Genomic DNA, 17,438 nt, shown 5'->3' with positions numbered 1-17,438 from the left:
CGATGATCATCAGACTTGTCGTTCATGGCGCGGTGATAGCAGAGTGCAGGCAGCGAAGCGAGGAGGAGCATCAGGCTTCGACATGAATAACAGCGCGCGCACGGATGCGATGGCCATCGCCCTCGCCGAGGCCGAGGCGGCGGCGGCCCGCGGCGAGGTGCCGGTCGGCGCGGTCGTCGTGCGCGACGGTCTCGTGCTCGCCCGCGCCGGCAACCGTACGCGCGAGCTCAACGACCCGTCCGCCCATGCCGAGATGCTCGCCATCCGCGAGGCGTGCGGCGTGCTGGCCGACGAGCGGCTCACCGGCTGCGACCTCTACGTGACGCTGGAACCGTGCCCCATGTGCGCGGCCGCCATCTCCTTCGCGCGCATCCGGCGGCTCTATTTCGGCGCCGGCGATCCGAAGGGCGGCGCCGTCGAGAACGGCGTCAGGCTCTACGCCTCCCCCACCTGCCACCACGCGCCGGAGGTCTACGGCGGCATCCGCGAGAGCGAGGCCGCGCGCCTGCTCAGGGACTTCTTTCGCGAACGGCGCTGATCAGGTCGCGAGCAGCCACGCACCCGCTGCGATAAGGGCCGCACCGGCCACGCGCGCCAGCAAGGTGCCGAACGGCAGCACCTTCTCGCCGAGCACCAGGATGGCGAGCCCCGCCACCCACAGCAGGTTCATCACGCCGCCGACGAACAGGAGAACCATCAGCGCCACGCAGCAGCCGATGCAGTAGAGGCCGTGCCGCAGCCCGAGCGCGAAGGCCCCACCGGGATCACGCCGGAAGCCGCCGTGCGACTGGATGAACGCGAGAGGGGAGCGGCATTTGCTGAGGCAGGCGCCCTTCAGCGGCGTGAACTGGTAGAGCCCGGCCGCGATCAGCACGAGCCCGCCCATGCTGCGGCTCGCCAGCGCCGCCATCGGCGTGAGCAACGCCAGGCTCTGCAGCGTCCATTGCGCGGTCGTGGCGAGAAGCGAGAACAGCGCCCAAGCGGCGAGATAGCCGCCCGCGAACCAGCCGGTGGCGGCGAAAGGTTTGCCCGAGGCCTCGGCCTGCCGGCCGACGCGCGCATAGAGCAGCAGCATGGGAGCGGCCGACGGCAGCATCATGCCCACCATCATCACGAACCACATCGTGGCCATCAGCGCCGCCTCACCCGGACGCCACGGCGCGAGGGCGGGTGCGAGCGGCGCCTTCGGCGTCCCCATGTCCATGCCGCCCATGTCCATGGTTTTATCCATGGTCTTGTCCATGGTGCCGGTCATGTCCATGCCGGCGTGGCCGCCCGTCGGCGCCTCCGTGCCCGGCGCGGCGGGCATGGTGTGGTCCATGTTGCCATGATCCATGCCGGCGTGATCCACGCCGCGATGATCCATGGCCGCCGCCAGCCACGCCAGATAGGCCCAGGCGAGGAGGATGACGACCGTGAGGGTGGCGATGACGACCGCCCTGTCGCGCTTCAGCACGGCCTCGAGGGAGACCATCCGTCCGTTGCTCATGGCGCGCTCTCGGCCACTGTCGGGACGGGGCGAGGGGCAGGGTCAGCGGACAGGGCGAGGCGGGCGAAAAGGCCGTGGGCATCCGTGAGGCGCATGGGCATGGGGCCGGATATCCGCGTCCAGCCGCGCCCGACCTCGGCCTGCCGGTGCTCGAAACCCTCCGGCATGTCGACGCGCACGCGGCGGATACGGCCCGACCCGTCGTGGAGCGGCTCGCCCCGGCTGTCGATGACGCCCGGAACAACGACGGCGGCGCGGCGCTGATCGATATCGATCTCGAACTCGATGGCCGAGAACAATGGCCCGTGCCGCATGTCGACGGTGGCCGCGAAGATGCGGAAAAAATCGGCGCCGGGGCCGGCATCCTCACCACTCATGATGCGCAGGAGGGCGGCCCGCTGGTCGGGGGCGGCCCGCTCATCGATGACGGTGAGCACCTGGCCGCCGCCCTCGCTGATGGCGCCAGGCCAGGAGAAGGCGACGGCGGCCTTGAGACGGTCGAGCGCAACGGAACCGTACCGGCCTTCGTCGATCTCGAGGGCAGCCACGCCACGGCATGGGCCGTGAGAAGGCAGCATGTCGAACTGGTAGGGGCAGTCGTGGGCGCAGTTGAAGTTCACGAAGAAACGAGCCCTGATCGACCACTCGACGGCGCCAGCCATCGCACCCTCCCGGTCGCAGCCCTCTAGTTTTTATTTATTTTAACATAAATTGTGCCCGGCGACAGAAGACAGCCGGCAAGACGAAGCCCGAAACACTGGCGGCACCCGGTAACGAAAACGAGAGGCCGGGTTTGCGCGCCCAAGTGGTTTCATCCCGCCAGCGCACGCGGGCGTGGGCCGCCGGTCGCCCAGTCGATGAGCTCCACCGTATGCACGACGGGAACCGGCCGGCCGCGGTCGGCGAAGCCCTTGCCGATCTGCGTCATGCAGCCGATGTTGCCGGTGGCGACGATGGTCGCGCCGGTCTTCTCGATGTTGTCGACCTTGCGCTCGCGCAGCTGCCCGGCGATTTGGGGCTGCAGGATGTTGTAGGTACCGGCCGAGCCGCAGCAGATGTGGCCTTCCGGCACGTCCTTCACGGCAAAGCCCGCCTTGCGCAGCAGCTTCTTCGGCTCCTCGCGGATCTGCTGGCCGTGCTGCATCGAGCAGGCGGAGTGATAGGCGACAGTGAGATTGCCCACATCGGTCTGCGGCGCGAGCGGCAGCGCGGCGAGATATTCGGTGATGTCCTTCGCGAGCCCCGACACCCGGCGTGCCTTGTCGGCATAGGCCGGATCGTTGCGGAACATGAAGCCATAGTCCTTGATCGTGGTGCCGCAGCCCGAGGCCGTGATGATGATCGCGTCGAGCCCGCCCTCCTCGATCTCGCGCGTCCAGGCGTCGATGTTGCGCCGTGCGAAGGCATGACCCGCCGCCTCGCGTCCCATGTGATGGACGAGCGCGCCGCAGCAGCCCTCCCCTTCCGCCAGCACCACCTCAACCCCGTGGCGGTTGAGCAGGCGGATGGCGGCGGCGTTGATGCCGGGGTCGAGCACCGGCTGGGCGCAGCCGGACAGCAGGGCGACCCGTCCGCGGCGCGGTCCCTCGGCCGGATGGACGGTGCGGTATTCTCTCTCCCCGGCCGGCAAGGCGGCGGGCGCGAGCTCCAGCATCGCCGAAAGCCTCGCGCCGACGCCCGGCAGGCGCGCGACGGTGCCGCGCAGGGGCTTTGCGAGGCGCGCGGCGATCAGGGCGGCGCGGAAACGGGCGGGATAGGGCAGGACGGCTGCGAGCAGCGTGCGCACCAGCCTGTCGTGCCACGGGCGCCGGTAGGTCTCCTCGATATGGGCGCGGGCGTGGTCGACGAGGTGCATGTAATGGACGCCCGAGGGGCAGGTTGTCATGCACGACAGGCACGACAGGCAGCGGTCGACGTGCTTCGTTACCTCCTCACTCGCCGGCTTGCCGCTCTCCAGCATCTCCTTGATGAGGTAGATGCGCCCGCGCGGGGAATCGAGTTCGTCGCCGAGCAGGAGATAGGTGGGGCAGGTCGCCGTGCAGAAGCCGCAGTGCACGCAGGTGCGCAGGATCTTTTCGGATTCCTGCATCTCAGGGGTCGTCAGTTGCTCGGGGCGGAAGTTGGTCTGCATCTAAATCCCGGCATACATGCGGCCGGGCTCGAAGATCCCGGCAGGGTCGACGGCGCGCTTCACGCCCTCGCTCAGGCGCATCAGCGGCGCGGCGAGCGGCTGGAAGGGCTGGAGCGCCGCCCGGATATCGGCCGGCGCGCGCCACAAGGTGGCGTGGCCGCCGTGCGGGGCAAGCGCTTCGCGGATCATCGTGGCCCCGCAGTCTCCCTCCGCCCGCACCGATAGCCAGACGAGGCCGCCGCCCCAGTCGTAGAAGAAGCGGGCTTCGGCGAGGCCGGCAACGGCCGCGACGACGCGCGGGCCGGCCGTCGGCACCGTGGACAGCCGCCAGACGGCATGCGCCTGCGGCTCGGCGAGGAAGCGTACGTCGCGCACATCCTGCCACAGGCGCCGCGCCTCCCCAGCATCGACAATGCGCTCGGCCGGACCGTAGGGCGCGAGCAGATGGCGCAGTTCGCCCACACGGTAGTCCACCGACGGCGAAAAGCCCTCGATGCGCAAGACAGTACGCGCCCGCTCGCCGCCGAGGCCGGCCGGCAGGTGCGCCGCGCCGGTGATCTCGAAGGGTGAGCCGAGCGCCGCATTGAGCGCCTCCACACCGCGCGCATCGTCGAGACCCTCGATGACGAGGGTCGCCAAGCGCTCCGCCTTGGGCTGCACCTTGAAGGTTACTTCCGTCAGCAGCCCGAGCGTGCCCCAGGAGCCGGCCGCGAGCTTGACGAGATCGAGGCCCGTAACGTTCTTCATCACCCGCCCGCCGGACTTCACCACCTCGCCGCGCCCGTTGACGAAGCGCACGCCGATCATGGCATCGCGGCAGGCCCCGGCCATGATGCGGCGTGGACCGGAGAGATTGGTTGCGGCAAGCCCGCCGACCGTCGCCTCGCCCTCGCTGCCGAGCAGCACGCGCGCATCCGCCGGCTCGAAGGGCAGCATCTGGCCGCGCTCCGCCAGCGTGCGCTCGACCTCGGCGAGCGGCGTGCCGGCGCGGGCGGCGATGACGAGCTCGGCCGGCTCGTAGAGCGTGATGCCGGCGAGCGCCTTGGTCGACAGCGTCGCCTCGGCATTCACCGGCCGGCCGACGGCCGCCTTCGTGCCGCCGCCGCGGATGGCGAGCGGGCGAGCGGCCGCCGCGCAGGCCGCGACGAGCGCGGCCGCCTCCTGTTCGCTCTCGGGCGTCAGCACCGTATCGGAGATGGTGGCGGACCTTGGCAGCGTCATTGCACCACCCGACCGTCGAGCGGGAAGACCTTGGCCGGATTGAGCAGCCACGCCGGATCGAAGACGCCGCGAATGCGCATCTGCTGCACGAGATCGACCTCGGAATACTGGTGCCGCATGAGATCGCGCTTCTCGATGCCGACGCCGTGCTCGCCGGTGAGGCAGCCGCCCACCTCGACGCAGAGCTTGAGGATGTCGGCACCGGCCGCCTCCGCCTTCTCGAGCTCGCCCGGCTTGTTGATGTCGTAGAGCACGAGCGGGTGCAGGTTGCCGTCCCCGGCATGGAAGATGTTGGCGACGCCGAGGCCGTAGCCGGTGCAGATCTCGCTGATGCGCTTCAGCACATGGGGCAACTGGCCGGTCGGGATGGTGCCGTCCATGCACAGATAATCGGCGATGCGGCCCATGGCGCCGAAGGCGGACTTGCGGCCCTTCCAGATGGCGGCGCTCTCGGCCTCCGAGCGCGAGACACGCAGCGCCTTGGGCGAGAAGCGCTCGGCTATGGCGACGATGCGCTTCAGCGCGTCCTCGATCTCGGCCTCCGAGCCCTCCACCTCGATGATGAGCAGCGCCTCGACGTCGAGCGGATAGCCCGCATGGGCGAAGGCCTCGCACACCTTGATGGCCGGCCGGTCCATGAATTCGAGCGCCACGGGGATGATGCCGGCCCCGATGATGGCCGCGACGCAGGCGCCCGCCGTCTCCACCGAATCGAAGCCCATCAGCGCCGGGCGCGCGCCCTCCGCCTGGCGCAGGATGCGCACGGTCGCCTCGGTGATGACGCCGAGCTGGCCTTCCGAACCGCAGACGAGGCCGAGCATGTCATAGCCCGGCGCGTCGAGATGGGCGCCGCCGATCTCCACCACCGTGCCGTCGAGCAGCACCATGGTGACGCCGAGCAGGTTGTTGGTGGTGACACCGTACTTGAGGCAGTGGGCACCGCCCGAGTTCATGGCAATGTTGCCGGCGATCGTGCAGGCGAGCTGCGACGAGGGATCCGGCGCATAGAAGAAGCCCTCGTGCGCCACCGCCTGGCTGATGGCGAGATTGGTGATGCCGGCCTGGACGCGCGCCGTGCGATTGACGAAATCGATGTCGAGCACGCGGTTCATCTTGGCGATGCCGAGAACGACCGCATCCTCCTGCGGGATCGCGCCGCCGGCGAGCGAGGTGCCGGCGCCGCGCGGCACCACCTTGACGCCCTCGGCATGGCAGAAGCGCAGCACGGCCGCGACCTCCTCCGTCGTCGACGGCAGGACGACCGCGAGCGGCACCTGGCGGTAGGCCGTGAGCGCATCGGTCTCGAAGGCACGCCGCTCGTCCTCGGAGGTGATGACCGCCTCGGCCGGCAACAGGCGCGCAAGGCCGGCGATGATGGCCTCGCGCCGTCCCAGAACCGCCGCATCCGGCGCGGGAAAAGCGATGGTCGTCACGGCATCCTCCCTGCGTGCCCGAGAGAGCACCATCTTGATCCTCCCCCGCACGGGGGAGGTGGCGCTGCACAGCAGCGACGGAGGGGGCCAAGCGCCCGAGACGGTGAGCGCCGTTCCCGACTAGGCCCCACCCGTCTCGGTCCTTCGGACCGATCCACCTTCCCCTCAAGAGGAGGGATCAAGCCCACCTGCTCCGTACAATCTGCACAGCAAACCTTATCGAGAATCACTTTAATCGATTGACAATCCTTTGCCAGCGCGACCGAAAGCAGCAAGATTGTTTCGCTTTCAGAAAAAGTGGGGGCGTGCGGTGGACCATCTCGGTGATCTCGACGTCTTTGCCCGCGTCGTCGCGGCCAGGGGCATGTCGGCGGCCGGCCGCGAGCTCGGCCTGTCGCCGGCCGTCATCTCCAAGCGCATCCGGCGGTTGGAGGAGCGGCTCGGCGTGCGTCTCCTGCAGCGCACGACGCGCCAGATCGCGCTGACGGACATCGGCCAGGGCTTCTACGAGCGGGTCGTCGCCATCCTCGCCGCGGTGGAGGAGGCGGAGGGCTGGGCGACGAGCGGCGCGGAGACGGCGCGGGGCGTGCTGCGCGTCTCGGCGCCGACCTCCTTCGGGCGCATGCACATCGCCCCGCACGTCAAGCGCTTCCTCGACGAGCACCCGGGCGTGACCGTCGACCTCGAGCTGTCGGACGCCTTCGTCGATGTGGTGGCCGAAGGGTTCGACGTTGCCGTGCGCATCGCCGACCTCGCCGATTCGAGCCTCGTCGCCCGCCGGCTGGCACCGAACCACCGCCTGCTCTGCGCCACGCCCGGCTATCTTGCCGTGCACGGGCGGCCGCGGGGCGTGGAGGACCTTGCCCGCCATACGCTCCTCGCCCACAACACCGACCATTGGCGGCTCGAGGGGCCGCAGGGCCTCGTCTCTATCAAGGTCACCGGCCCGCTCAGGACCAATTCGAGCGAGGTGGTGCGCGAGGCGGTGCTGGCCGGCATCGGCATCGCCTTGCGCTCGACCTGGGACATCGGCCCCGAACTCGAGGACGGACGGCTCGAAGCCGTGCTGCCCGGCTGGCGCGGAGTGAGCCGGGTCGGCATCTACGCCGTCTATCCGAGCCGCCGCCATCTGCAGCCGAAGGTGCGGGCCTTCATCGACTTTCTCGCCGCGCTCTACGGGCCGCGGCCCTACTGGGACGCCGGCCTCGGCCTGCCCGACGAAGCGGCATGAGCGACATTTCTCCCCTCCCCCTTGCGGCGAGGGGAATGAGCCGCGGCCTTCCAAACGCAATCGATCAAGGATGATCCTCCCCCGCATGGCGGCGGCGGATGCGGCGCACGACGAGCCAGACGGCCAGCACTGCCAGCGGCACGGCAGCTGCAGTGGCAAGGCCCGGCTCCGGTACCGGCAGGCCGGCCTCCTTGGCACCCTTGGCGAGGTAGCCGAGCAGGCCGACGACGTAATAGCTGATGGCCGCGACCGAGAGCCCTTCCACCGTCTGCTGCAGGCGCAGCTGCAGGCGGGTGCGGTTGTTCATGGCGACGAGAAGGTCCCGGTTCTGCTGCTCGATCTCGACATCGACGCGCGTGCGTAGCAGCGTCGCCGCGCGGGCGAGCTTGCGCGAGAGGTTGGCCTGCCGCTCCTCGAGCGTCTGGACCGTGCGCATGGCCGGTGCAAGGCGTCGGGCGAGGAAGGCGGCCCAGGTCGGCAGGCCCTCGTAGGGCTCTTCTCCTATGACGTCGAGCCGCTGCTGCACGATGCGGTCATAGGCGCGGCTCGCGCCGAAGCGGTAGCTCGACGAGGCGGATTCGGCCTCCGAGACGGCAGCGAGCGCCGTCAGCTCGTCGAGCAGGGCGGAGTTTGCGGTCGCCCCCACCGTCTCGCGCATGGCACGGGTGATGCGCGCGAGCTCCTCCTCCATCTGCCTGAGGCCGGGCGCAAGGCGCTGAGCCTCGGGCAGGCCGAGCAGGGCGAGCGTGCGGTAGGTCTCAATCTCGATGAGCCGCTGGGTCAGCGCACCGGCGCGGGCGGGGCTCAGGTCGAGATCGAGCACCAGGATGCGCACGGCGCCGCGCTCGTCGGGGCGGAAATCCGTCGCCGCCAGCGCCGCCCCGCCGTCCATGATGGAGGCGGCGAGCGAGGCCCGGTCGAAGATGTCCTCCAGCGACAGGGCCGCCGCCTCGGGCAGGAGATGCAGGTCGAGCGCGACGAGCAGCGGGCCCGGGGCGGGGAGCCCGCTCATCGGGGCATGCGGCCGCTCGACGGCGGCAAAGGGCGTCCTGTGGTCGCAGGCGATGCGCCAGGTGTAGGTGATGAACTCGCTGTGCTGCTCCCAGCGCAGTTCGCCGCCGGACAGGGGCACGTGGTGGAAGCGCGTATCCGGCTGCGGTCCCGCCACGCCGCGAGCGAGACAGAAGGCGCCGAGGCGCTCACGATCCTCGCGGCATGCCGCCGCATCGGCCATGAAGGCGAAATGCATGAGCCGCGCCGGCGTCGCGAGCGGCACGAAGGGCCGCGCATGCATCTCGCCCAGAACCGCCGCCCGTAACGGATGCTCCTGCATCGCCCCTCCGGCCAAGATATCCCGGCTCGCCCTGTGCCCCAGCATGCGCGGCGGCGCGCAGCCCTGCAACCGCAGGATGGCTGCCGTGCCCCGCGTCGAGGCCGCTTGCAACCGGCGCAACGGTTCGTCATGTTCTCGAACCGTTTAGAAAATCTTGAAGCTGAACCGCCGGGAGACCGCACGTGAGGGACATCCGCCCGTGACTGCCGAAGCCGCCCCCGAAGTCGCCCACCCCGGGCCGCGCGTCGGCCTCTTCGTCACCTGCCTCGTCGATCTCATGCGGCCTTCGGTCGGCTTTGCCGCGGTGAAGCTGCTGGAGGATGCCGGCTGCATCGTCGAGGTACCGGTTCAGACCTGCTGCGGCCAACCCGCCTACAATTCCGGCGACCGCGGCACGACCCGCGCCCTCGCCGAGCAGGTCATCGAGAACTTCCGCGGCTTCGACTATGTGGTGGCGCCCTCGGGCTCGTGCGCCGGCATGATCAGGAAGCACTATCCCGAGCTCTTCCACGACGACCCCAACTGGCTTCCGCGGGCCAGCGATCTCGCCGCCCGCACCCATGAACTGACGAGCTTTCTCGTCGACGTGCTCAAGGTGCGGCACGTCGAGGCGCGCTACGAGGGGCGCGTGACCTATCACGATTCCTGCTCGGGCCTGCGCGAGCTCGGCGTCGCCCGCCAGCCGCGCCAGCTCCTGAAGACGGTCGCGGGCCTCGAGCTGGTCGAGATGCAGGAGAGCGACGTCTGCTGCGGTTTCGGCGGCACCTTCGCCGTGAAATACGGGGAAATCTCCGACGCCATCGTGACGAAGAAGGCGGAGAACATCGCGGCCTCCGAGGCCGACACCCTGCTTGCGGGCGACCTCGGCTGCCTGATGAACATGGCGGGCAAGCTCGCCCGCGAAGGCAAGGCGACGAAGGTGCGGCACGTGGCCGAGGTGCTCGCGGGCATGACGGACGAGGCCCCCATCGCGGCTGCAGCGGCGCAGCGGAGCGGGAGCGCGTGAGCCCGCGCACACCACGGCGCATTCGACTAAAGGCGAATTGCCCCTGATGCCGTCCCGTGGTGCCTCATCGCCCCGTGCTGCCGTCTTCGATTCCTGCGGATCGATGGGCGTGATGCGGGAGCACATCCTGCACCGGCCGGGCGATAACGACAAAGACAACGCGCGGACGGCTGTCGGCCACAAGCTCCAAGAGGGGAGCGGCAAACCGCCACCGGGCAGGCGAGAGGTCGTGCGCGGCCGCTCGCCTGCCCATTGCCGCCGGAAGTTGCGCCTCGCCTTTGCTCCCACACGTTGCCCGTCCCTCTTCCGGAAGGTTCCGAGGATGACGCTCGGCCTCTTTGGCGCGTCACGTCTCGCGCAGGATCCTGCGATTGCGCGGCTGAACGGGGCGGGCGTTGTTCGGATAGAGCGCCGCGAAGCGGGCGACCTGCGTCTCGGCCACCTCCACGGGCGTGGTAAGCACGATCCAGTCCACACCCTCGCTGCACGGGGGCGTCGTGAGCGAGCCGCTATAGCGCACATAGCGTCCGGCATCCGGCAGAAGGCCCGAGATATCGAGGCCCGTCAGGGCGGCGGAAGCGCCAGCCTGCTGCGGCGCATGCGCCAGGATCGTCTCGAAGGCCCCGTTGGCTCGCCCGCGCGCCAGGAGAACACCGAGCACGGCGAGGCCGCCGTCCGTACCGCGATGCACGAAGTGGCATTCGAGGGGAAAGCGCCTGCCGCGCAGGCGGTGCTCGCTCGGGTGGTGGAAGTGGAACTGGATGAGGTCGTAGACATCCTCGCCGACGACCAGCCTGTTGCCCGGTGCCGCATCGATCTGGACCGTATGGCCGTTGTTGGCGATGCGCGGGAAGCCGGCAGCATAGCGCGGATCGAGCTTCGGCAGATCGGCGCGCTGCGGATGATCGAGATCGATGGGCGATTGGCCGCGGCCGATGGCGCAGGCCCTGAACTCCTCCGACAGCTTGCCCCAGTATTCCGGCCCTTCGCCGCCCTCATAACCCCAATGCGGCTCGCCCGCCGCGGCGGCACCAGCGCAGACCGGGCAAAGCGCCAGGCCGGCAAAACCCTTGATGAAAGAACGGCGTTCCATGCAACATCTCCAAATAATCAACGAGCATCGTATTCGTATAGGGCGACTTTCTCTGCGATAGCCGGATTGATATTGCCGTACTCTACTTCAGGGAGCTCCGCCATTGCTTGCACGGCGGGCACGGAAGGACAGCAGCGTGCGCCGGCGAAACGCTGCCCCACCGCGATTGGCCTCGCCCGTCGCACTTGACGCGCGGGACCCGTCCTCCTGATATGCTGACCGCCCGAGGGACGACAAAGACATGACGCTTCATCCCACCTCTCCGAAGTTCAAGGAAAACGCCCATCAGGCGCTCGGCGACACGCAGCTGCAGAAGGCGCTGGGCAATGTGCGGCAGGGCTTCATCGACAAGCGCGTGCATGCGGCCGAGCGGCTGCCCGAGTTCGAGGCGTTGCGGGATTCGGCGCGGGACATCAAGAACCACACCCTCGCCCATCTCGACCTCTACCTGGAGCGCTACGAGCAGGCGGTGACCGCGGCCGGCGGGCATGTCCATTTCGCCCGCACGGCGAAGGAGGCCTGCGACATCGTCGGCGCGATCTGCCGCCGCCTCGAGGCAAGAACCGTCACCAAGGGCAAGTCGATGATCGCCGAGGAGATCGGGCTCAACGCCCATCTCGAGGGCCTCGGCATGGAGCCGGTGGAGACCGACCTCGGCGAATACATCATCCAGCTCAGGAACGAGCCGCCCTCGCATATCATCGCCCCCGCCGTGCACCTCACCAAGGAGCAGGTGGCGTCGGACTTCCGCCGCGTGCACAAGGGGCTCGACAAGGACCGCGACCTCACCGAGCCGGTGACGCTCCTCGGCGAGGCGCGCCAGGTGCTGCGCGAGCGCTTCCTCGCTGCCGACGTCGGCATCACGGGCGCGAACTTCCTCGTCGCGGAGACAGGCACCTCCATCATCGTCACCAACGAGGGCAACGGCGACCTGACACAGACCCTGCCCAAGGCGCATATCGTGCTCGCCTCGATCGAGAAGCTGGTGCCGACGCTGGAGGACGTGTCGCAAATCCTGCGCGTGCTCGCCCGTTCGGCGACCGGGCAGGACATGTCGGTCTACACCACCTTCTCCACCGGGCCGCGGCGGCCGGGCGACCCGGACGGGCCGGGCGAATACCACGTCGTCATCCTCGACAACGGGCGCTCGGCGATGCTGGGCACGGATTTCCAGGACATGCTGCGCTGCATCCGCTGCGGTGCCTGCATGAACCATTGCCCGGTCTACCACGCCGTCGGCGGGCACGCCTACGGCTGGGTCTATCCCGGGCCCATGGGCGCCGTGCTGACGCCAAGCCTCATCGGCGTCGACAAGGCCGGGCACCTGCCCAATGCCTCGACCTTCTGCGGACGCTGCGAGAGCGTGTGCCCCGTGCGCATCCCGCTGCCGAAGATGATGCGCCACTGGCGCGAGCGCGAGTTCGAGCGGCATCTGACACCGGCCACCGTCCGCTCGGGCCTCTCGGTATGGGGCTTCTTCGCCCGGCGGCCGACGCTCTACCGGCTCGCGACCGGCCTTGCCATGCGCGCCCTCGCCTTCGCCGGCGGCGGCAAGGGGCGCCTGCGCTGGCTGCCGGGCGCCGGTGGCTGGACGCGCTATCGCGACTTCCCCGCCCCGCAGGGCGCCTCCTTCCAGGAGCGCTGGCGCAAGGAGCGCGCCAACCGGAAGGTGGCCTGAGATGAGCGGCAATCCCAAAAACGATTCCGCCATGAGCAACGCCCGCGCCGAGATCTTCGCCAATATCCGCCGCTCGCTCGGCGTCACCGGTACCGAGGCGCCGCGCCGCGACGCGGTCGACGACCGCATCGAGCGCGCGCCCAAGGGGCTCATTCCCGGCCGCGGTCAGGTGACCGGTTCCGCGCGCATCGCCCTGTTCAAGGCCGAGGCCGAGCGGGCACAGGCGAGTGTCGCCATGGTCTCCTCGGCGGATGCGGTGCCGGCGGCGGTTGCCGACTATCTGCGCGACCACAACCTGCCGGCCGCGGTGCGCATGGGCGCGGACGCGCGCCTCGCCAGCATGCCGTGGGGAGAGACAGCGCTGGAGATTACGAGAGGAGCGAGCGAGGGGCGCGACCTCAACGGCGTCAGCCATGCCTTCGCCGGTATCGCCGAATCCGGCACGCTCGTCCTCGTCTCGGGCGAGGACAATCCGACGACGCTCAATTTCCTGCCCGACAATCACATCGTCGTCGTCAATGCGAAGGACCTCGCCGGCGACTACGAGGAGATGTGGGGCCGCATCCGCTTCACCTACGGCAAGGGGCAGATGCCGCGCACCGTGAACTTCGTGACGGGCCCTTCCCGTTCAGGCGACATCGAGCAGACGCTGCTGCTCGGCGCCCACGGCCCGCGACGCGTGCATATCGTCGTCGTGGAGGGGTGAAGGAGGAGGTGCTCGGACGCGATACCGGCGGCTCTTTTGTCACACGTCATGCCCGCGCTCGTCGCGGGCATCCACGCCCTTAAAGGCTGCGCGACGTCGAAGGCGTGGCTGGCCGGGACGAGCCCGGCCATGACGAGAGCGGTTGCACTTCCCCGCCCCTAACCCAGGTCAGGCCGCCGGCGTGACGAGCTTCAGCCCGACGATGCCGGCGACGATGAGGCCGATGCAGGCGAGCCTGAGCGCGTCGGCGGCCTCGCCGAACAGCATGATGCCGAGCATCACCGTGCCGACCGTGCCGACGCCGGTCCAGACAGCATAGGCAGTGCCGAGCGGCAGGTTCTTGAGGGCGAGGCCGAGAAGGCCGAGGCTCACGATCATCGAGGCGACGGTGAGTGCCGTCGGCAGCGGCCGGCTAAAACCATCCGTGAACTTGAGGCCGACGGCCCAGCCCACTTCGAAGAGGCCGGCAAGGAATAGATAGGCCCAAGCCATAACGCACGATCCTGTCGTTGTGCCCGCCGGGCGCTGAATGCCATCGGGGCCGGGCGGCGGCAGGGTCGTCCCGGCCGGGAGAAAACCCGGCCTGCGCCGGGGCAGGGTCGTCCCCACGGCGCGAGAGGTGGGACACCGACTGCCGGTCGTCAAGGGCCGGCGGACGTGGTGATCAGCCGGCCTGCCCCGCGATGAGGCGGGCGGCCGCGAGATCCTCCAGCGCATAGCCGACGGACTTGAAGAGGGTGATCTCGTCCTCGCCGGTGCGGCCCGGATGGGCGCCGGTGACGAGTTCCTTCAGGTCGGCGCGGATGTCGCTCTCGGCGATGATGCCGGCCGCCAGCGGCTGGGCGAGATCACCGGCGAGGATGGCGCCGGGGCGCAGGTCGACGAACAGGCTCGCCCGCCGCACCGCCTCGTCGTCGGCCTCGCGCATGTCGCCCTTGAAGGCGCCGACGAGGTCGAGATGGGCGCCGGGCTTGAGCCATGCGCCCCGCACGACCGGCTGGGTCGCGCTCGTGCAGCAGGAGATGACGTCCGCCGCCGCGGCGCTTGCAGCGAGGTCCTCGCAGACCTGCGCCGTCAGCCCCTCCTCCGCGAGGGCCGCGACGACCTGAGCCGCCTTGTCGGGGCTACGGCCATAGATCTCGATGCGGGTGAAGGCGCGCACGCTCGCATGGGCCGCCGCCATGTTGGCCGAGAGCTGCCCGGTGCCGACGACGAGGAGGTGCTGCGCATCGGCGCGCGCAAGGCGCTTGGCCGCGACCGCCGAGGCGGCAGCGGTGCGGCGGACGGTGAGTTCATCGCCCTCGTAGACGCCCTTGAGGCGCCCGTCGGCGCCGTCGAAGAGGAGGTAGGCGGCGTTGATGGTAGCGAGGCCGAGGGCCGTATTGCCAGGGAAGAAGGTGACGGCCTTGACGCCGATGCTGTCGCCGCCGATCCAGGCCGGCATCAGGAGCAGCGTGCCGTCGTCGCCCTTCGGGTTCGCGATGGTGAGGCTCTGGCGCTGGGGCACGTCGGCGCCTCTGGCGAACATCTCCTCAAGGGCGGCGATGAGGCCCGGCCACGGCAGGGCGGCACGGACCGCGGCGGCATCAAACATCTGCATGGTCAGATCGAATCCCGGTTGACGCTCACGCGATCTTTTGCGGAAACGGCGGCGGGCGGCAACCGCCGTCGGCCCCTGCCTTTACACACGACCTCGTTTCCCGGGCGCATGCAGCGCGAGCGGAATGCGACCCCGGAACCAGCGTGAGGACTCGCCGAAGGCGCCGTATATCCCGCGACGAATGAGCCCCGGATCAGCACCGCAGCATTTCATGCTGCAGTGCATCCGGGGAACACGCGGGCGCCGCGACGCGCCCTCCCCTCACACCGCGCCGGTGAGCACCGGCTCTATCTGCTCCATCGCCCAGTCGATCTCCTCGCGACCGATGACGAGTGGCGGGGCGAGGCGGATGGTGTCGCCATGCGTGTCCTTGGCGAGGACGCCGCGTGCCTGCAGCGCCTCGCAGTAGCGGCGGGCGCCGCCGGCTTCCGGATGGAGCTCGACGGCGATCATGAGGCCGCGCCCGCGCACCTCGCGCATGATGTTGCTGCGCAGGCCGGCGAGCGCCTGCTGGAAATAGGCGCCCTGCACAGCCGAGTTCTCGATCATGCCCTCGTCCGTCAGCACCTTGAGCGCCGCGCGCGCGACGGCGCAGGCGAGCGGATTGCCGCCGAAGGTCGAGCCGTGCTGACCGGGCTTCAGGACCCCGAGCACCTCGGAATTGGAGAGCACGGCCGAGACCGGATAGAAGCCGCCCGACAGGGCCTTGCCGATGAGGGTGACGTCCGCCTCGATGCCCTCGTGCTCCTCGGCCAGCAGCTTGCCCGTGCGGCCGAGGCCGGTCTGGATCTCGTCGAGGATGAGGGTGACGTTGTGCGCAGTGCACAGCTCGCGCACGCGCTTGAAATAGCCGGCCGGCGGGATGACGACGCCGGCCTCGCCCTGGATGGGCTCGACGAGGAAGCCGACGGTGTTGGGCGTGATCGCCGCCTCGAAGGCGGCCGCATCGCCGAAGGGCACGACGCGGAAGCCCGGCGCGAAGGGGCCGAAGCCGCCGCGCGCGTCGGGGTCCGTCGAGAAGCCGACGATGGTGATGGTGCGGCCGTGGAAGTTGTTGGCGCAGACGATGACCTCGGCCTGGCCCTCCGGCACGCCCTTGACCTCGTAGCCCCACTTGCGCACGGCCTTGATGGCGCTCTCCACCGCCTCGGCGCCGCTGTTCATGGGCAGCACCTTGTGCGAGCCGGTGAGCGTCGCGACCTCCTCGTAGAACAGCGCCAGCTGCTCGTTGCGGAAGGCGCGGGAGGTGAGCGTCAGCTTCTTCGCCTGCTCGACCATGGCGGCGAGGATCCTGGGGTGACAATGCCCCTGGTTGACGGCGGAATAGGCGGACAGGCAGTCGAGATAGCGCCGCCCCTCCACGTCCCACACCCAGACGCCCTCCCCGCGCGCGAGCACCACGTCGAGCGGCTTGTAATTGTGGGCGCCGAGCGCCTGTTCGAGGGCGATGAAATCGGCCGAGAGCATGGTCATGAGGTGGTCTCCGCAAAGGTCGCGGCGGCGCGGGCGATGCCGCGCTGGCTGGCGGGACGATCGAGCACCGAGCGGCCGAAGAGGCTCGCCGTCAGCTCGGCGAGCACCACGGCGCTGCGGCCGCGCTCGTCGAGGAAGGGATTGAGCTCGACAATGTCGAGCGAGCCGACGAGGCCGCTGTCGTGCAGCATCTCCATGACGAGATGGGCCTCGCGATAGGTCGCGCCGCCGGGCACCGGGGTGCCGGCCCCCGGCGCCACCGCGGGGTCGAGGAAATCGACGTCGAGGCTGACGTGCAGGTGCGTCCGCGCCGGATCGAGATCGGCGAGGATGCGGCGCAGCAGCACCGAGACGCCGAACTCGTCGACGAGGCGCATGTCGATGCCGTCGAGGCCGTTGAGCGCGATCGCCCGCCGCTCCTCCTGGTCGATCGAGCGCAGGCCGAAGAGATGCACGTTCTCCGGCGCGAGCGGCGGGAAGCGATGCTTGCCGAGGAGCGGCTTCAGGCTCTCGTCGCCGCACAGCATGGCCACCGGCATGCCGTGGATGTTGCCGGACGGGCTGGTCGCCGGCGTGTTGAAATCGGCATGGGCATCGAGCCAGAGCAGCACGAGGTCACGCCCCGTCGCGGCGCAGTGGCGCGCGACGGCGCTCGCCGTGCCCATGGAGATGCTGTGGTCGCCGCCCATGAAGACCGGCATCTGCCCCGCCTCGAGGATCGAGAGCGCCCGCTCGTGGGCGGCGCGGACGAAGCCCGCGACGGTGCCGGCGCTGCGGCAGCGCGCGGCGATTTCCGCCGGCAGGTCATGGTCGGCGACCGTCTCCGGCGTCACATCGCCGTGGTCGTGCACGCGATGGCCGAGCCCCGTCAACCGCGCCGCAAGCCCGGTCGTGCGCAGGGCGGCCGGCCCCATCAGCGTGCCGGCGACGGCACCGCCGGCCTCGAGCGGAATACCGAGAAGGCCGATGTCACGCGGCCCTGCAATGTCCTTCACCCGCCTCGTCCCTTCGCCAGAAGCTGATGCGTCGCGAGAGGATGGGGAC

16 protein-coding genes are annotated in these 17,438 nt (G+C 69.7%); 5 read left to right on the top strand and 11 right to left on the bottom strand.

From position 1 onward, the window contains the following. The first annotated feature begins 82 nt into the window (after positions 1–82). On the top strand, positions 83–538 hold the full coding sequence (locus tag BOQ54_RS05390) for a nucleoside deaminase (RefSeq protein ID WP_055459316.1): 456 nt from the start codon (positions 83–85) through the stop codon (positions 536–538). Here the strand turns inward: BOQ54_RS05390 and BOQ54_RS05385 are convergent, their stop codons facing one another. From BOQ54_RS05385 to BOQ54_RS05365, 5 genes are all read right to left on the bottom strand, one after another. Continuing rightward, on the bottom strand, positions 539–1,489 hold the full coding sequence (locus BOQ54_RS05385) for a DUF2182 domain-containing protein (protein ID WP_145979730.1): 951 nt from the start codon (positions 1,487–1,489) through the stop codon (positions 539–541). Then, positions 1,486–2,151, bottom strand: coding sequence for a DUF1326 domain-containing protein (locus BOQ54_RS05380; RefSeq protein WP_071923465.1), 666 nt, complete (start codon positions 2,149–2,151; stop codon positions 1,486–1,488). Before BOQ54_RS05380 ends, BOQ54_RS05385 begins: the two co-directional genes overlap by 4 nt. Positions 2,152–2,300: 149 nt before the next feature. Further along, positions 2,301–3,620 (bottom strand): glycolate oxidase subunit GlcF, encoded by a 1,320-nt coding sequence (gene glcF / locus BOQ54_RS05375; protein WP_071923464.1) that lies wholly within the window; start codon positions 3,618–3,620, stop codon positions 2,301–2,303. Further along, positions 3,621–4,841, bottom strand: coding sequence for a glycolate oxidase subunit GlcE (glcE, locus tag BOQ54_RS05370; protein ID WP_063189417.1), 1,221 nt, complete (start codon positions 4,839–4,841; stop codon positions 3,621–3,623). It lies immediately after the preceding gene. Next, on the bottom strand, positions 4,838–6,274 hold the full coding sequence (locus tag BOQ54_RS05365; protein WP_245280525.1) for an FAD-linked oxidase C-terminal domain-containing protein: 1,437 nt from the start codon (positions 6,272–6,274) through the stop codon (positions 4,838–4,840). The genes glcE and BOQ54_RS05365 overlap by 4 nt, the downstream gene beginning before the upstream one ends. A 310-nt stretch (positions 6,275–6,584) precedes the next feature. On the opposite strand from BOQ54_RS05365, the gene BOQ54_RS05360 reads away from it, so the two are divergent. Then, positions 6,585–7,505: a LysR family transcriptional regulator gene (locus tag BOQ54_RS05360; protein ID WP_071923463.1), complete on the top strand. Its 921-nt coding sequence runs from the start codon at positions 6,585–6,587 to the stop codon at positions 7,503–7,505. 64 nt (positions 7,506–7,569) lie between these two features. Here BOQ54_RS05360 and BOQ54_RS05355 read toward each other — a convergent pair whose 3' ends face one another. Then, positions 7,570–8,838, bottom strand: coding sequence for a DUF3422 family protein (locus BOQ54_RS05355; RefSeq protein WP_096335357.1), 1,269 nt, complete (start codon positions 8,836–8,838; stop codon positions 7,570–7,572). 199 nt (positions 8,839–9,037) lie between these two features. On the opposite strand from BOQ54_RS05355, the gene BOQ54_RS05350 reads away from it, so the two are divergent. Continuing rightward, the gene (locus BOQ54_RS05350) at positions 9,038–9,844 is read left to right on the top strand and encodes a (Fe-S)-binding protein (RefSeq protein ID WP_055459389.1); all 807 of its coding nucleotides are present in this window, start codon (positions 9,038–9,040) and stop codon (positions 9,842–9,844) included. Positions 9,845–10,190: 346 nt separating this feature from the next. Here the strand turns inward: BOQ54_RS05350 and BOQ54_RS05345 are convergent, their stop codons facing one another. Continuing rightward, entirely contained in the window at positions 10,191–10,937 is a 747-nt protein-coding gene (locus BOQ54_RS05345) for a carbonic anhydrase (RefSeq protein ID WP_071923462.1), read from the bottom strand. A gap of 241 nt (positions 10,938–11,178) precedes the next feature. Between BOQ54_RS05345 and BOQ54_RS05340 the strand changes: the two genes are divergently transcribed. After that, positions 11,179–12,615, top strand: coding sequence for a LutB/LldF family L-lactate oxidation iron-sulfur protein (locus BOQ54_RS05340; RefSeq protein ID WP_063189411.1), 1,437 nt, complete (start codon positions 11,179–11,181; stop codon positions 12,613–12,615). Between the two features lie 31 nt (positions 12,616–12,646). Next, positions 12,647–13,321, top strand: a complete 675-nt coding sequence (locus tag BOQ54_RS05335; protein WP_071924401.1) for a LutC/YkgG family protein — start codon at positions 12,647–12,649, stop codon at positions 13,319–13,321. Between the two features lie 168 nt (positions 13,322–13,489). On the opposite strand, the gene sugE is transcribed toward BOQ54_RS05335, so the two are convergent. The 4 genes from sugE to rocF form a co-directional block, all read right to left on the bottom strand. After that, a complete protein-coding gene (gene sugE, locus BOQ54_RS05330; protein ID WP_071923461.1) occupies positions 13,490–13,813 on the bottom strand; it encodes a quaternary ammonium compound efflux SMR transporter SugE in 324 nt (107 codons plus the stop codon). 172 nt (positions 13,814–13,985) lie between these two features. Further along, entirely contained in the window at positions 13,986–14,921 is a 936-nt protein-coding gene (locus BOQ54_RS05325; protein WP_071923460.1) for an ornithine cyclodeaminase family protein, read from the bottom strand. A gap of 261 nt (positions 14,922–15,182) precedes the next feature. Then, the gene (rocD, locus tag BOQ54_RS05320; protein ID WP_071923459.1) at positions 15,183–16,394 is read right to left on the bottom strand and encodes an ornithine--oxo-acid transaminase; all 1,212 of its coding nucleotides are present in this window, start codon (positions 16,392–16,394) and stop codon (positions 15,183–15,185) included. After that, positions 16,391–17,380 (bottom strand): arginase, encoded by a 990-nt coding sequence (gene rocF, locus BOQ54_RS05315; protein WP_083586027.1) that lies wholly within the window; start codon positions 17,378–17,380, stop codon positions 16,391–16,393. Before rocF ends, rocD begins: the two co-directional genes overlap by 4 nt. Positions 17,381–17,438 lie beyond the last annotated feature (58 nt).

It is taken from the genome of Chelatococcus daeguensis, assembly GCF_001887265.1.
Lineage (GTDB): Bacteria > Pseudomonadota > Alphaproteobacteria > Rhizobiales > Beijerinckiaceae > Chelatococcus_A > Chelatococcus_A sambhunathii.
This window is presented reverse-complemented; position numbering and strand designations above follow the sequence as displayed.